Below are 16408 nucleotides of genomic sequence, written 5' to 3'. Positions count from 1 at the left end.
AAGCTATGAATTTAACGTTAAAAATATGGCGTCAAAAAAACGCTAACGATAAAGGAAAAATGGTCGATTATCAAATTGGCGATATTTCTGGTGATATGTCTTTCCTTGAAATGTTAGACTTATTAAACGATCAATTAATAAATAAAGGAGAAGAGCCCGTAGCATTCGATCACGATTGTCGTGAAGGAATTTGTGGTATGTGTTCTCTATATATAAACGGTGAAGCGCACGGACCAGATAGAGGTGTAACAACTTGCCAATTACACATGCGTATGTTTAAAGATGGCGAGACGATTTTTATCGAGCCATTTAGAGCAAAAGCATTTCCAGTAATAAAGGATTTAGTTGTCGATAGAAGTGCTTTCGATCGTATTCAACACGCAGGGGGCTTTATTTCTGTAAATACCTCTGGTAACACGATTGATGCTAACACGATCCCTGTTAATAAACACGATGCCGACGATGCCTTTAGTGCAGCGACTTGTATTGGTTGTGGTGCGTGTGTAGCAAGTTGTAAGAACTCTTCAGCGATGTTATATCTTGGAGCAAAAATATCTCAATTTGCTTTATTACCACAAGGTAAAATTGAAGCCACAGACCGTGTTTTAAACATGGTAAAACAAATGGACGAAGAAGGTTTTGGTAACTGTACCAATACTGGAGCTTGTGAGGTAGAATGCCCGAAAGGAATTTCGTTAGAAAATATTGCACGTTTAAATCGTGAGTATTTGTCAGCCACTTTAAAAGGGTAAATTTTATTTTTTGTTGTAGTATATTTTTCATTTAAAATATATAAATTTCTTATATTGTGTTAGAAATTTATATTAAAATGAAAAATATACCAACATTAAAGTTAATTATTCTTTATTTTTTAACTGTTTTATTATCATGTTCTAATGATGAAAGCAGTGAAAATTATACGCCTTCAGTATCTCCAGTAAACTATAATTTGGAGGCCTTTCCGTACAATACCTTATCCGACTATAATTTATTTGAAGGGGATTTACAAAATCAAAAGCCAGTCTTAGGCGTTATACCTTACAAACCTATTTCCTCTCTTTTTACCGACTATGCTAAAAAGAAAAGATTTCTTTGGATGCCAAATAACACCTCCGCAAATTTTGTTTCAGATTATGAGATTTTAGATTTTCCAGTTGGGACAATTCTTGTAAAAACATTTTATTACAATAACGTATTACCTTCTAATACTACCAAATTAATAGAAACTAGACTTTTAATTAAAAAACCGTCAGGATGGATTTTTTCAGAATATGTCTGGAATGAAGATCAAACAGAAGCCTTTTTAGATAACACAGGAAGTACGGTTAATATAGAGTGGCTAGAAGAAGGTGTAAGTAAATCTACAAATTATAGACTCCCTTCAGAATCAGAGTGTAGAACATGTCATAAAATTGGTAATGTACCTTTTCCTATAGGTGTAAAGCCGCAAAATCTAAATTCAGCGTATCCTTATCCACAAGAAGGAGCGATAAATCAATTGCAAAAGCTAATAATTGAGGGCTATTTAAATCCTGTAGATTATTCAAATGTAAATACAGTGGTGGATTGGAAAGATTTATCTAAACCACTTCAATTAAGAGCAAGATCTTATTTAGATATTAATTGTGCACATTGTCATTCAGAGGATTCTCACTGTTCATACAGGCCAATTAGGCTTTCATTTCACGACACCGAAACTTCTGAAGCTAATTTAGGAATATGTGTTGTACCAGATGAAGATGTAAATAGCACCTTAACACATGTTATTTCGCCAGGGAGATCTGAAAGATCTGTACTCTCTTATAGAATGAACTCAACAGAAGAAAGCACCAAAATGCCGCTTATTGGTAGAAATTTAGTAGATGATCAAGCTATTAGTTTAATAAATGACTGGATAGATGAATTAACACAAACCTGTGAATAAAAACTAACCACTATAATTATGAAAAAAATCACTTTACTCTTAGCCCTAATTTTTAGTACTACTATTTACTCTCAAGACAGCTGTTCTAGTCCACAGGCAATTACTTCTGGATTGTATACTGTAACTGCAATAGACGGTACAGAAGGTGTAACGTTAGTGTGTACAGGTGGCCAAAATGCTGCAAATGCGGAATGGTTTACCTATACGCCTTCAAATAACTACACGGTAACAGTAACTACAGACTTAGCAATAAATGCGGGCGGAGACACACGGTTTCACGTTTATACAGGAACTTGTGGCGCACTAGTTTGCCACTCTGGAGACGACGATGGAGGTTCTGGTTTCTTGTCCGTAGCATCATTTAATGTTCTTGCAGGAGAAACATACTTTATAGTTTTTGATAACCGATGGGAGTCTGATGGTTTTGATTTTCAATTAACCGAAGCGCCTTATATAGAACCCTTAGTTTCTTTTGTGTCAACCCCAATTGCAAGTACGGGTACTTATAGAAATTGTGTAGTAGATATGAATGGTGATTTCTTGGACGATGTCGTTGCGATTAGTGAAACAAACATAAATATTAACTTTCAACAAGCCTCAGGAGGATTTACAGTTCAAAATTTCACAACTACAAACGCCAATTTTTTACCAAGCTGGAGCATTGCAGCAGGAGACATAGACGATAATGGCTATAACGATTTAATGTATGGCGCGGGGAGTGGTGTAACCTTTATGAAGGCTAATAGTGATGGAACAGGCTACTTAGAAACGTCTGGACCAGAATATGTTTTTTCTCAACGAACAAACTTTGTAGACATTAATAACGATGGTTATTTAGACGCTTTTGTTTGTCACGATGTTGGACCAAATCAATTCTATTTAAATGATGGAAATGGTAATTTATCTCATAATCAAGGTGGTTTAGGGGATTCTCCAAGTGGTGGGAATTATGCATCTCTATGGACAGATTACGATAATGATGGGGATGTAGATTTATTTATTTCTAAATGTAATGGAGGGGGAGCGTCTGCATCTGCAAGATTCAATCAACTACATCAAAATGACGGTTTTGGTAACTTTACAGATGTAAGTGTTGCCGCTGGCTTGTACGATCCCATTCAAACATGGTCTTCGGCTTGGGGAGACTTTGATAACGATGGCTGGATGGACGTTTTTGTTGGTGCTAGTACTTTTGTAGATGGCGCACATAAATTAATGCATAATAATCAAGATGGAACGTTTGCAGATATTACAAGTGGTTCGGGTATAGACATATTTACCGATACCGGAATAGAACATATTACTCACGATTTTAATAATGATGGCTATTTAGATATTTTCTCGGCTGGAAATAAAATCCTGATTAATAATCAAGATTTAACTTTTACCGAAACAGATGTTTATTTTTCTGTTGGCGCAGTGGGCGATTTAAATAACGATGGTTTTCTAGATGTTTTTAATAGCAATGGTAACTGGTATAGGAACGAAGGGAACTCCAATAATTGGATAAAAATCAACACGCAAGGAGATGTAAATAATCCAACAGGAAGTAATTTAAATGGTATAGGAGCAAGAGTAGAAATACAAAGCGCATTAGGTACACAAATTAGAGAGGTTAGATCGGGAGAGGGTTTTAGATACATGAGCTCACTAACAACACATTTTGGTATAGGCTCAGATACGGCAGTTACACAAATTAAAGTAACATGGCCTTCTGGCTTGGTAGATGTGGTAGTTAATCCTGCTATAAATACTACAATAACACTCGTTGAAGGCACAACTTTAAGTGTAGATGAATTTTCAAGCAAAGACATAGTTGTTTATCCAAATCCAACAAAAGAGGAGATTTTTGTAAAAAACCATAATTTAAGTGATACTAAAGTAATTATTCATAATATCAATGGGCAACGTGTTTTTAATTTTAAGAAAGAGAAAAACAGTATTAATATAAAGAATTTACCAACAGGCACCTATATTTTGACCTTACAGCAGGGTGCTAAACTATATCAACACAAAATTATTAAGGAATAATTTGTACTATTTTTTTTATGTATTATGTGTTCTATCCAATACCAAATTATATAGTCAGAATATAGATTTGCATAATAGTTGAGTATTAAATGTTGGTACAAAAGTATCTCAGTTTGCTTTATTACCGCAAGGAAAGGCTGAAGCAACCGACCGTGTTTTAAATATGGTAAAACAAATGGACGAACAAGGTTTTGGTAACTGTACCAATACTGGAGCTTGTGAGGTAGAGTGCCCGAAAGGAATTTCATTAGAAAATATTGCACGTTTAAATCGTGAGTATTTGTCAGCCACTTTAAAAGGGTAATAATTATTGGGTAACACCACCATTTTGAAATAAAAAACCCTAAGCATTTTGCTTGGGTTTTTTTATTTAATTTAGCAATTATTAATTTATCACTATGAAGACTCTTAAACTTTTTATGGCACTTACCGTAAGCGTTATTGCGCTGTCGTGTCAATCGCAAACACGAGATCAACAGATAACGACGGTTCAGGAATTGAAACCAATAGCAAACTATGGTTTTACTATCGATTCAGTATTAAAACACGTTAAAACACTCTCTTCTGCTGCTTTTGAAGGCAGAAGAACAGGAACGCCTGGCGCTTTAAAGGCTAAACAATATATTATAGAAACCTTTGATGTGTTAGATGTAAAACCTCTTTTGGAAGATTTTGAGCAACCGTTTACATTCACAACGGGGTCAAAAACATATAATGCTGTCAACCTTTTAGGACTTATAGAAGGAACACAATACCACGACAAATACGTTGTAATATCTGCACACTACGATCACGAGGGCATTAAGAATGGAACCATTTATAATGGTGCCGACGATAATGCATCTGGTGTAGGTGCTTTATTTGCTTTCGCGGAATATTTTAAAACTAATCCACCACAACACAATGTTATTTTGGCTGCTTTTGATGGTGAAGAACTCGGGCTAAAAGGGGCTTACTATTATGTCGATAACCCTATTATAGAATTGAATAATATCGTACTAAATTTAAACTTTGATATGATCTCTCGTAGTGATAGTCACGAATTATTTGCCGTCGGAACACGCTATTCAGAAGTATTAAAAGAGACGGTAGAATCTTTTGAAAACCTAGGCAAAGTCAATTTGGTTATAGGACACGAAGGTTTAGATAGTACAGATAATTGGACGAATTCTAGCGATCAAGCAGCTTTTCATAATAAGGGAATTCCGTTTATATATTTTGGCGTTCCAGACCACAAAGATTATCACGAGCCTACCGATGTTTACGAAAATATAGATCAGCAATTTTTACTAGATGCTGTTCAAACCCTATTAACTGTTTTTACACAATTAGATACTAAACAGTTATAATTTTATTAAGATTATGGTACACGACAGCACATTTTATACTACTAATTTAGAAACTTATAAAGCGGAGGTTTCGTCGCTTTATAAAAAACTAACGGCGTTAAGTACGGCGCGGTTACTGGTGTTTATTGCCACAGGAATTGCTGTGTATTTTACGTTTGGTATGTGGCAAGTATCAGCAGGAGTCGCCATTTTAGGCCTCGCTATATTCTTATTTCTGCTTAATAAACATAGCAATCTTAAAACGCAGCACCACTTAAAAAAAGCATTAGTTGCTATAAATAAAAACGAATTAAAGATAGCTTCGGGCGATTTTTTTGATAAAAAAGAAGGTGCTGCATTTCAGGATACGAACCACCAGTACAGTTTAGATATCGATTTGTTTGGTCGCGGTTCCTTTTTTCAATTTATAGATCGCACGTCGACTCCCGATGGGGCGTTAACATTAGCAAACGCATTAAAAGCAAATGTTATTACAGACATAACTAATCGACAAGACGCTGTAGAAGAGTTAAGTGAGAAAGCGCATTGGCGACAACATTTTCAAGCCACAGCACAGCTAATTAAAACAGAAACCGAACTGTCTACCATAAAGCACTGGTTACATAGTCAGCAGTCCTTCTTACCTAAAATAATGCGTTGGCTGCCTAAAGCCTTTTTATTAGCTTCTCTTATTATTTTTGGGTTAGCTTTTACAGGAGTTATTGGTATTCAATTCATCGGGTATTGGTTATTTGCGGGTTTGATTGTAACTGGTAAATATTTAAAAAAGATTAATGTTTTGGCTTCAAAAGCCGATAAAATAAGAGATACCTTCAGGCAGTATTCGGTATTGTTAAAAGCTATTGAATCTGAAACGTTTACTTCAGATTTACTTCAACAGAAACAACGACAAATTCGGTTAAAAGACGAAAAAGCGTCTGCTATTTTAAACTCTTTTTCAAAATCTCTAGATGCTTTAGATAATAGAAATAATCTTATTTCGGCAATTTTTGGGAACGGTTATTTTATCACCGACATAAAAAACAGTTATGCCATAGAGAGTTGGTTAGAGAACTACAAAGGTTTGGTCGACGATTGGTTTGAAGTGGTCTCGTTTTTTGATGCTTATAACAGTTTAGGAAATTATGCGTTTAACCATTCGGGGTTTGTATTTCCTGAAATCGTTAGCGAAGAAAGGACAACGAAAGTGGCGAATTTGGGTCACCCAATGTTAGATGCTAAAAAACGTGTAGATAATACGTTCGAGATTACTAACGAGCAGTTTTTTATTATTACCGGAGCGAATATGGCCGGAAAAAGCACGTTTTTAAGAACGGTTTCTCTACATATCGTTATGGCGAATATGGGCTTACCGGTTTGTGCGGAGTCTAGTCGTTATGTACCGGTAAAATTAATTACGAGTATGCGTACTAGCGATTCGTTAACCGATGATAGTTCTTACTTTTTTTCTGAATTAACACGCTTAAAATACATTGTAGACGCTATCGAAACCGATAAATATTTTATTATTCTGGATGAAATCTTAAAAGGAACTAACAGTACGGATAAAGCGATTGGTTCGCGAAAGTTTGTTGAGAAATTAGTAGCTAGTAATGCCACAGGAATTATTGCTACGCACGATTTAAGTTTATGTGAAATTGAAAAAACGCTACCTGAAGTTAAAAATTACTATTTCGATGCGCAAATTATAAACGACGAGCTGTATTTTGATTACACCTTTAAAAAGGGGATTTGCCAGAATATGAATGCGAGTTTTCTATTGAAGAAAATGGAAATTGTCTAAAAATTAAATTATGAAAAACATATTCGTTTTAAAATTAGTAACACTATTTGCTGTATTGTTGTTTCTTTCCTGTGGAAGCACAGAGAAAGTAATTACTCCAAACGGCATAGTGTATGAACTAAAAGGAAGTAAATTCTATAGCAATGGAGAAGAGATAACGGAGGAGTTATCGCGGGAAAAGAGATCAGAGATTAATGAGATTCTAAACAATAGAATTGAGTTCGAGAAAAAGGCTGAAAAGTTAAAAAAAGAATTGGAAGATGCGCAAAATAAAGCTGCAAAAGCATTAAGGAAAGCAGAAAAAGAACAGAAAGCGCTAGCTAAAAAAGTGAGAAGAAAGGACGATGCGAGAAAAGACTTTTTTAAAGTAAGAGATAAGCTAAAAAAGCAAAATGAAAAATATCAAAGACTAATAGGCAAAGGTAAATTGTCTCCCGATGCTATTAACGGATGGGAAAAAACTATAAAAAAGCTAGAGAAAGAAGTGCAAGATGCAGAGCAAAAATTAAAGCGCTACTAATAAAAATGAATGAAGTATACCAAAGAGACAGAAGTTATTAAAAATTTCTAGGAGTTGTAAGTAAGTATTAGTTAAAAGCAGCTAGTAGAGAATAATAGGATAAAAAAATGGGCTAACGTTTAACGCTAGCCCATTTTTAATTTAATATTTATTTTTTCTTTGGGTGTACCAATTTCATTTCGTCAATTAAATGTTTTGCGCCAGCAAATTTGTCAATTATAAACAGAATGTAACGCGCGTCTACCATAATATTTCGACAAATTTCGGGGTCGTAATTCATATCACTCATTGTCCCTTCCCACACGCGGTCGAAGTTTAAACCCACTAAGTTTCCTTCGGCATCAATAGCAGGACTCCCAGAGTTCCCTCCAGTAGTATGGTTTGTTCCTAAAAAGCAAACCGGTACTTTTCCGTTTACGTCTGCGTATTGTCCGTAATCCTTAGCCTCATATAATTCTAATAATTTTTTGGGTACATCAAACTCATAATCTCCAGGTACAAATTTTTCAATAACACCATCTAAATAGGTTACAGGCTCGTAATACACGGCATCTCTTGGCGAGTACCCTTTAACGTGACCATAAGTAACTCGCAATGTACCGTTCGCATCTGGAAAATAACGTGCGTCTGGCAGCGCTTCCATTAAGGCCGTCATATATTTTGTTTGTAACGCAGAAATCGCTAAGTTTTTTTCTTGGAACTCAGGGTCAATCGTGTTGTAAAATTCTTCAATAAGTGGCTTAGCATATTTGTAAGCGGCATCTTTATTTAGTTTTTTAAGAACGTCTTTTTGCTTTCCGTTTAATAATTTTAACGCATCATCTAAATTGGTAAATGCTGTTTTATCATAAATGGAGGCGGCAACGGTAGTCGTGTAAAAAGGCATCACGTTTTCAAAAACACCTTTATCTACAGCAACGTCGTAGTTTTTATGAATGCCTTTTAAGTTGCCTTCTAGAGATTCTTTTGCTTTGTCAAAAAGTGCTGGTTTTTCGATAATAGCACGTTCAAATTGATACGCTCTAAGGGTCATTTGCATTAACTCGTTAGTCACGATAAACACTTCAATAAAGTTTCTTCTTTTAATATTTACTTCGGCGAAATCGTTATATAATTTCTCGAATTCAGGTAAAATTGTACCATATTTACTTTCTAACGCTTTTTGTTTTAAAGCCGCTGTAAATTCAGCTTCAAACTCACGCCTTTGAGAAATGGCGTTACTTTTTTCAATTCCTAAATTTTCACCAACCCACTTTTTCCAAGCATTGGCAATACGTGCTTGCTTAGAAGCATATTTTATTCTTACCTCATCGCTTTCTTGCATTTTAGCATCGATAACTTCTAATGCTGCTTCGCGAATTTCAATATTACTCGGGTTAAATTCTTTTGTAATATGCGCGATAGCAACTGACGGTAAATACTCGTTGGTACGACCAGGGAAACCAAAGACCAATGTAAAATCACCTTCTTCAACACCATCTAAAGAAATTGGTAAAAAGTGTTTTGGTGTGTAGGGCTTGTTGTCTTTGCTGTATTCTGCAGGACGATTATTTTTGTCAGCATAAATTCTAAATAGAGAAAAATCTCCTGTATGTCTAGGAAACACCCAGTTATCTGTATCACTACCAAATTTACCAATACTTGTTGGTGGTGCACCCACTAAACGGATATCGTTAAAACGTTCTGTTACAAATAAAAAGTACTGATTACCTTCGTAAAACGACTTGATTTTAGTGTCTTGCCAGTCTTCTTTTGCGACTGTTGCTTCGTAGGTGTTACTATTTTTTGAAATAGCCGATTGTCTTTCAGTAGACGTCATACTATCGGTTACGCCAGCCAAAACTTGCTCGGTAACATCCTCAATTCTTACAATAAACTCGATGTATAGACCTTCGTTAGGAAGTTCTTCATCTAAATTCATTGCCCAAAAACCATCTTTTAAATAATCGTTTTCTAAAGTCGAGTGCGACTGAATTTGGCTAAAACCACAGTGGTGATTCGTTAATATTAAACCTTGATCGGAAATAATCTCACTGGTACAACCACCATTAAAATGACCAATCGCATCTTTTAAGCTCGAATTATTAACATCGTAAATATCTTGAGCAGAAAGTTTACTACCAAGATTCGTCATTTCGGTTTCGTTCATCCCTTGTAAAAGCGAAGGAATCCACATTCCGCCTTGTTGAGCAGACACTTGAACCGTAATAAAAAGTAAGAGGAATTTTAAGAATTTCATTATATATAGATTTAAAGTATCAAATATAAAAAATGAAGTCATCATTCTCATCCTTTTTGCTATATTAAAAGGTGTAAAAGCCAGTTAGAGTCCTCTTTTTATCGAAGAACTTTAAAATGGTAATTAAAATCAGACTCTTATTTAGTGGGATTTAAGTAGTAAATTTGATAATAACTAAAATTAAAACGCATGAAATCTTTAAAAATTATAATAATTATGCTATTTCTATGTGTTGTAAATATAGGTTTAGCACAAGAAGTAGAACACAACAGAGAAACCTATGTTGTTTCTGGAGGGGCTGTATTTAAAGCGGGGATAAATGTAACTGAAACCTTGTCGGAGGTCGATAAAAAGTCTATTTTCTCGCAATTAAAGACTAATAAAAAACGCATAAAAAAGAACGAAAAAGCAAGAGGTAAAGCGGCTAAGCAAGCAAGAGCGACCGAAAAGAAATTAAAACAAAGTGAAAAAGCGTTAAAAAAGGAACAGAAATTAATTAAAGCGAAAGAAAAAGCACAATCGAAATTAAAGAGCGTTCAATCGGATTTGCAAAAACAACAAAAGAAATTCGATAGACTAAAACGTAAAGATAAACTCACTCCGGATGCGACTATAAAGTTTGAAAAAAAACTTTTAAAATTGAAGGAGAAAGTGCTCAAGGCGCAATCAAAATTGAAAAGGATATAAAATGTCTGACACTTTAAAAATAGTAACGATTCAATCGGATTTGGTTTGGGAGAACCCCGAACAGAACCGAGAACAATTCGGAAAAAAAATAAAGGCCATTGCCGAGTCTGTAGATATTATTGTATTGCCAGAAATGTTTACGTCTGGTTTTACAATGCATCCCGAACACGTGGCCGAAACAATGCACGGTAAAACTATAAAATGGTTGCAAGCGTTGGCAAAAGATAAGGACGCTGCTATTACAGGTAGTTTGGTGATAAAAGAAACCGATGCTTTTTACAATCGCATGGTTTTTGTGCATCCCAATGGCGATATTGAGACTTATAATAAACGCCACACGTTCACTTTGGCTGGCGAAGAAAAGGCGTATTATAAAGGCGAGAAACAATTGATTGTCTCTTATAAAAATTGGCGCATTTGCCCTTTGGTATGTTACGATTTGCGTTTTCCTGTGTGGGCAAGAAACACGCAAAATTACGACGTTTTAATTTACGTTGCGAATTGGCCAAAAGTAAGAATTAAGGCGTGGGATGTTTTATTGCAAGCGCGAGCCATAGAAAATATGAGTTATTGCGTGGGCGTTAACAGAGTTGGGTTCGACAATAAAAATAATGAATACTCTGGTCATACGGCGGTCTATAACGTGCTAGGTGAAAAACTATCTGAAACCTTACCGAATATAGCGACCACCGAAATGGTGACTTTATATAAATGCCACATCGAAAAAAACAGACGTCATTTAGGCTTCTTAAAGGATAGAGATAACTTTAATCTAATAATGTAAACGTTACAATTTCGTCCCAACCCGATCGTCCTTCAATAGGCTTGTCGGAATAACTTACACGTTCTGGTTGTATGCCTTTTAAGTAATTTCCGGTGTCGTATATACCATTTTTATTACGGTCGTAAATGGCACGCAAATAATAGGTGTTCGCGTCTAGAAATTCAAAATCTACAGGTTTAGGCTCCGCAACATAAGCTTCAGCTTTTACGTCGCCTTCTTTGTTGGTTAGTTGCAGAATAACAGGGTACTCAGCGTTAATTAAATTCACCCGAATATTGGCATATTTATTCGCTGAAAGTGTTCGCAAACCGTAATTTAAAGTGTCGTTTTTGTTGTCGAAGAAATCTGTAATGGCTCCCGGTAAAATTTTCACGATGTATTTATTGTCTTCTGTTTTATCGAAACGGAAACTATACTTATTTTGCAAACTGTCGAAAGATTTTTTAAAAGGGACAACTACCGAATCCTTATCGCGAATAGTCATTTTTTGTTCATCGAAATTTGTAAACGGAATAGTTGCAGATACGCTAAAATCTTCGTTATACTTAATAACATTCTTTGGGAACGAAGAGACAACAAGTGTATCTCGGCTACTGTCTCTATTTCTAACAGTAAAAGTGTCGACAATCGTCTTGTTGGTGATTGTAAAGACTAAAGAATCGAGTTCTAATTTCGGATTGTAAAAATAATTTAAGGTATCCTTACCTTCTTCTTTAAAAAAGCGCGACTGGTAAGTGTCAGGCACATTAGTAAGTAGCGCGATGTCTACATCGTTGTAATCGCCTTCAAAACCAAAGATTATTTTCTCACCCGAGACCAATTTTGGTCTTGCCGCTTTATAATTTAAAACCTCCGCGAATAAATTCAATTTGTAAAAAGCAGAGTCGCTAGGTACCGTTATAGATGTTTCATAAAATGCGATTTTATCCGTTTTCTGCTGAAATTTATTATCGCTATTTGCATCTTTTAAGGCCCGTAACATATAAGTTCCAGCTTTTACGTTTTCAATTGTAAAATTAGTGGTGCTATCTAAGGTGTTTGTAATGTAATCTGGGGTTCTTTTTAAAATAAGAGAATCAGAATACGCATCATTTACTTCATATAAAACGACAGAAACAAAAGTGTCCGATTCGTAATTTATAGCGTTTTTAATACGTCCTTTTACGGTTAAAGAATCGATATAATCGCCTGTCGATAAGACATATCTGTAATAGGTAAATGGGTTCTCTTCGTTATTATCCACAATACTATTCCCGAAATTAAAAGCATACGTTGTATTCGGTTTTAAGGTATCGTTAATTTTTATGGTAATGTATTTACTAGCGCTTCCTAAAGGTGTGATTTCTGGCGCAGTATCCATTGGGGGAGAAATAATAAGTTGCTTTGATAGATTTTTAATTTTGATGTACTCGTTAAAGTAAATTTTAATCTCTTTTGCTTTAAAATTTGTAGAATAGTTCGCTGGGAAAGATCTAACTATTTCTGGCGGAATACTATCTATTTCTCCGCCACTTGGCGAACCACGATTCGCGCAACTAGCAATAATTAAACCAATAACGGCTACAAAAAGGAGGTTATATAAACGAGTGTGCATACTTAAATTTAAATGTTTAGCAAATTAACAACTTATTTATTAACTAACGAAAAAGCACGTTATTTTCTATGGGTGGTTTATGCGCTATTTAATAGCGCTAGGCAATAGCCATTGTCGCGATGCTAACTTTTACATTTGTGGCCTTGTTTAGCGCTATAACACAAGCTTCTAAGGTGGCGCCTGTGGTAATAATATCGTCAATTAAGAGAATGTGTTTATTATTTAATTTATGGGTGTTGTGCAAGGTGAATAATTCTGTTTTATCATTCCAACGCGCAAATCGGTTTTTGTTTACTTGCGATTTGGTGTCGGTTGTTTTTAGTAATACGTCATCGCAATACGTGGTGTTTAAAGCGAGGGCTAAATGTTGTCCAAAACGCTCCACTTGATTATAACCTCTTTTTCGTTTTTTACGTTTGTGCAAAGGCACAGGAATAATAAGGTCTACAGAGGCATAATGCTCTATAGATTTCAACTCTTCCCCAAGCCAATCGCCTAAAAACAAACCAATGTCTTCTTGTCCTTTGTATTTTAACTGATGTAATAGTTTTTGTACAATTCCTTTTTTAGTAAAACGCAGTAATGCTGTTGCGCGTTCTACTTTTACCCGACCATAAAACATTTTTTCCACAGTTGGGTCGTTGGTTTTATGAAAGTTTGTAACAGGTAATTGGTGTCGGCATTTTGTGCAAAGATGGAGCTCGTTGTCGTTTAAAATTGAGGTGCAGGTATAACACACCTTAGGAAAAATTAAATCTAATACGGAAGTGAGCATAGGCAATACTATTTTTTGAACGCTTCATTCGACGTGCCAGATAAAGTGTTTCTTTTTCAATTTAATAAAAAATTCGCACTCTTTTAACAAGTTTTTAACCGTTTCATCGAATATAAAATGGAATTTCTCTGATATTTTATAAGTTTACACCTATTAATAGCACATTTTTTATGATAGTTAATCCTCAATTTTTTAATTATAGGATAATTATAAGTTCGTTAGTTATAGCAGTGGTAATATTAAGCGGTTTCGCTTATGTTAATTATAGTAATCAAAAACAAGTACAGACGTTTATTGAGCAAGAGAATACACTTATTGAAAATGAATTGTCTGAAATGCTTAGCCGTTACGATGTTCTAGAAATAGAAAATGGCACTATAAAATCACAATTAAAAGAATCCAGAAGAAAGTTGCAGAGCATTCTAGATTCTGTAAAATCGCTAGAACCCAATGCAGCTTTAATTTCTCGGTACAAGGCACAGCTTATAAAACTCAAGTTGGAAAACGCGAGTATACTTACTCTTGTTAAAAATTTAGAGAAGGAAAACGATTCTTTATTAGTTACAAATAAAAAGGTAGAAACATCGTTAGCACAAACAAAAACGCGCTTAAAACGAAGCGCGATAACCGCTATAACTTTAAAAAAACAAAATAACACATTAGAAAAAAAGAATGGCACTCTCGAATATCAATTAGTGGAAGCAAAGCGTATCAGAATTGTAAATATGAATGCTGAGGGTGTTAAACGTATTGCCAGAAATAGAATTGTAAATACAAGGCGGGCATCGAAAATTAAAAATATTCATGTTAGTTTTACAATGCAGGCTAACAAATTTGCCGCAAAAGGCGATAAGAATATTTATATACAAGTGCTTGATCCGCAAAACAATATTGTATCAAATAAAGCGGAAGTAAATTTTAATGAAAAATCTTTAATTTATTCCCGTAAAGAAGTGGTAGATTATCGTAACAATGATCTGGAGGTCTCTACGTTTATTGACATTAATAAAGATAAAGACTTAGTAAAAGGCACCTATTTTATAAGTGTTTTTTATGACGTCGAACTAATAGGTAGTACTAGCATGGAATTAAAATAAAAAAACCCTTATAATTTTACCAAAACCGTTCCATTAGTTTGGAGCGGTTTTATACTTTTGTACTTATGGCAAATCAAGACGATAAATTTAAAAAAGTAATCTCTCATGCTAAAGAATACGGTTACGTATTTCAAAGTAGTGAAATATACGACGGCCTGAGCGCTGTTTATGATTACGCACAAAACGGAGTAGAGTTAAAGAAAAATATACGTGACTATTGGTGGCGAGCAATGGTGCAAATGCACGACAATATTGTAGGTTTAGACGCCTCTATATTAATGCATCCCACCACTTGGAAAGCGTCCGGCCACGTTGATGCGTTTAATGATCCGTTAATTGATAATAAAGATTCTAAAAAGCGGTATAGAGCAGATGTTTTAATTGAAGACTATTGCGCCAAAATAGAAAATAAAATAGATAAAGAAGTGGCCAAAGCAGAAAAACGTTTTGGTGAAACTTTTGATAAAGCCGAATTTGTTTCGACAAATCCGCGAGTTTTAGGGTATCAAGAAAAAATCGATACAATCTTAAAGCGTATGGGAGAATCTTTAGGGAATGAAGATTTAGCCGATGTAAAAGCATTAATAGAAGAGTTAGAAATCGCAGATCCGTTAACGGGAAGTAAAAACTGGACAGAGGTGAAGCAATTTAATCTGATGTTTGGCACTAAGCTTGGTGCTTCTGCAGAACATGCTATGGATTTATATTTACGCCCAGAAACAGCTCAAGGTATTTTTGTTAACTTTTTAAATGTTCAGAAAAGTGGCCGAATGAAAATTCCTTTCGGAATAGCACAAACCGGAAAAGCGTTTAGAAACGAAATTGTAGCACGACAGTTTATTTTTAGAATGCGTGAGTTTGAACAAATGGAAATGCAGTTTTTTATTAAGCCAGGCACGCAAAAAAAATGGTTCGAGCACTGGAAAGAAACGAGAATGAAATGGCATAAATCACTGGGTTTAGGCGAAGAGAATTACCGTTTCCACGATCACGAAAAATTAGCGCACTACGCAGATGCTGCTACCGATATTGAATTTAAATTTCCATTTGGGTTTAAAGAATTAGAAGGGATTCACTCGCGTACAGATTTCGATTTAAAACAACACGAAGAATTTTCTGGTAAGAAATTACAGTATTTCGACCACGAAGAAAACGCGAGTTACACGCCTTACGTTTTAGAAACGTCTATAGGTTTAGACCGTATGTTTTTAGCTGTTTTTTCTAATGCATTACAAGAAGAAGAGTTAGAAAATAATACAACGCGTACCGTTTTAAAATTACCAGCGGTATTAGCGCCATTTAAAGCAGCGGTTTTACCATTGGTTAAAAAGGATGGATTACCAGAAGTTGCGCAACAAATTGTTGACGATTTAAAATGGGATTTTAATATCGCTTACGATGAAAAAGATGCTGTTGGAAGACGTTACCGTCGTCAAGATGCTAACGGAACACCATTATGTATTACCGTAGATCACGACACCTTAAACGATAATTGTGTTACGGTGCGCTATAGGGATACAATGGAACAGAAACGGGTTAAAATTGAAGAGCTTCACGATATAATTAAACAAGAAGTTGATGTTAAAACATGGTTACAAAAAATGTAATAACCTGGTCATTTTATA

General features: G+C 35.0%; 13 protein-coding genes and 1 pseudogene. 11 read left to right on the top strand and 3 right to left on the bottom strand.

Annotated features, from left to right (window positions below; translation table 11 throughout):
- The first annotated feature begins 5 nt into the window (after positions 1 to 5).
- From ES677_RS10345 to ES677_RS10315, 7 genes and pseudogenes are all read left to right on the top strand, one after another.
- Entirely contained in the window at positions 6 to 752 is a 747-nt protein-coding gene (locus tag ES677_RS10345) for a succinate dehydrogenase/fumarate reductase iron-sulfur subunit (RefSeq protein WP_148370628.1), read from the top strand.
- A 77-nt stretch (positions 753 to 829) separates the two neighbouring features.
- A complete protein-coding gene (locus ES677_RS10340) occupies positions 830 to 1924 on the top strand; it encodes a hypothetical protein (RefSeq protein ID WP_148381200.1) in 1095 nt (364 codons plus the stop codon).
- A gap of 18 nt (positions 1925 to 1942) precedes the next feature.
- Positions 1943 to 3955 carry a CRTAC1 family protein gene (locus tag ES677_RS10335; protein WP_148381199.1) on the top strand — a complete coding sequence of 671 codons (2013 nt, stop codon included), beginning with the start codon at positions 1943 to 1945 and terminating at the stop codon, positions 3953 to 3955.
- 82 nt (positions 3956 to 4037) lie between these two features.
- A pseudogene (locus ES677_RS10330) lies at positions 4038 to 4259 on the top strand (succinate dehydrogenase/fumarate reductase iron-sulfur subunit); the annotation flags it as partial.
- 94 nt (positions 4260 to 4353) lie between these two features.
- Positions 4354 to 5304 (top strand): M28 family peptidase, encoded by a 951-nt coding sequence (locus ES677_RS10325; RefSeq protein ID WP_246124472.1) that lies wholly within the window; start codon positions 4354 to 4356, stop codon positions 5302 to 5304.
- 13 nt (positions 5305 to 5317) lie between these two features.
- On the top strand, positions 5318 to 7087 hold the full coding sequence (locus ES677_RS10320; protein ID WP_148381198.1) for a MutS-related protein: 1770 nt from the start codon (positions 5318 to 5320) through the stop codon (positions 7085 to 7087).
- 10 nt (positions 7088 to 7097) lie between these two features.
- Entirely contained in the window at positions 7098 to 7607 is a 510-nt protein-coding gene (locus tag ES677_RS10315) for a hypothetical protein (RefSeq protein WP_148381197.1), read from the top strand.
- A gap of 148 nt (positions 7608 to 7755) precedes the next feature.
- Here ES677_RS10315 and ES677_RS10310 read toward each other — a convergent pair whose 3' ends face one another.
- Positions 7756 to 9846: a S46 family peptidase gene (locus ES677_RS10310; protein WP_148381196.1), complete on the bottom strand. Its 2091-nt coding sequence runs from the start codon at positions 9844 to 9846 to the stop codon at positions 7756 to 7758.
- Between the two features lie 189 nt (positions 9847 to 10035).
- On the opposite strand from ES677_RS10310, the gene ES677_RS10305 reads away from it, so the two are divergent.
- Together ES677_RS10305 and ES677_RS10300 are read left to right on the top strand one after the other, a co-directional pair.
- A complete protein-coding gene (locus ES677_RS10305) occupies positions 10036 to 10533 on the top strand; it encodes a hypothetical protein (RefSeq protein WP_148381195.1) in 498 nt (165 codons plus the stop codon).
- A 1-nt stretch (position 10534) separates the two neighbouring features.
- On the top strand, positions 10535 to 11317 hold the full coding sequence (locus ES677_RS10300) for a nitrilase family protein (protein ID WP_148381194.1): 783 nt from the start codon (positions 10535 to 10537) through the stop codon (positions 11315 to 11317).
- On the opposite strand, the gene ES677_RS10295 is transcribed toward ES677_RS10300, so the two are convergent.
- Complete coding sequence (locus ES677_RS10295; protein WP_148381193.1) at positions 11301 to 12911, bottom strand: Ig-like domain-containing domain; 1611 nt, start codon at positions 12909 to 12911, stop codon at positions 11301 to 11303. The genes ES677_RS10300 and ES677_RS10295 overlap by 17 nt on opposite strands.
- A 97-nt stretch (positions 12912 to 13008) precedes the next feature.
- Complete coding sequence (locus ES677_RS10290) at positions 13009 to 13686, bottom strand: ComF family protein (RefSeq protein ID WP_148381192.1); 678 nt, start codon at positions 13684 to 13686, stop codon at positions 13009 to 13011.
- Between the two features lie 170 nt (positions 13687 to 13856).
- Here ES677_RS10290 and ES677_RS10285 point away from each other — a divergent pair, with 170 nt between their 5' ends.
- Positions 13857 to 14783 (top strand): hypothetical protein, encoded by a 927-nt coding sequence (locus tag ES677_RS10285; RefSeq protein ID WP_148381191.1) that lies wholly within the window; start codon positions 13857 to 13859, stop codon positions 14781 to 14783.
- 65 nt (positions 14784 to 14848) lie between these two features.
- Positions 14849 to 16390 carry a glycine--tRNA ligase gene (locus ES677_RS10280; RefSeq protein WP_148370639.1) on the top strand — a complete coding sequence of 514 codons (1542 nt, stop codon included), beginning with the start codon at positions 14849 to 14851 and terminating at the stop codon, positions 16388 to 16390.
- Positions 16391 to 16408: the final 18 nt, after the last annotated feature.

Origin of the sequence: Bizionia gelidisalsuginis, assembly GCF_008086185.1 — a bacterium.
Classification (GTDB): Bacteria; Bacteroidota; Bacteroidia; order Flavobacteriales; family Flavobacteriaceae; genus Bizionia; species Bizionia saleffrena.
This window is presented reverse-complemented; position numbering and strand designations above follow the sequence as displayed.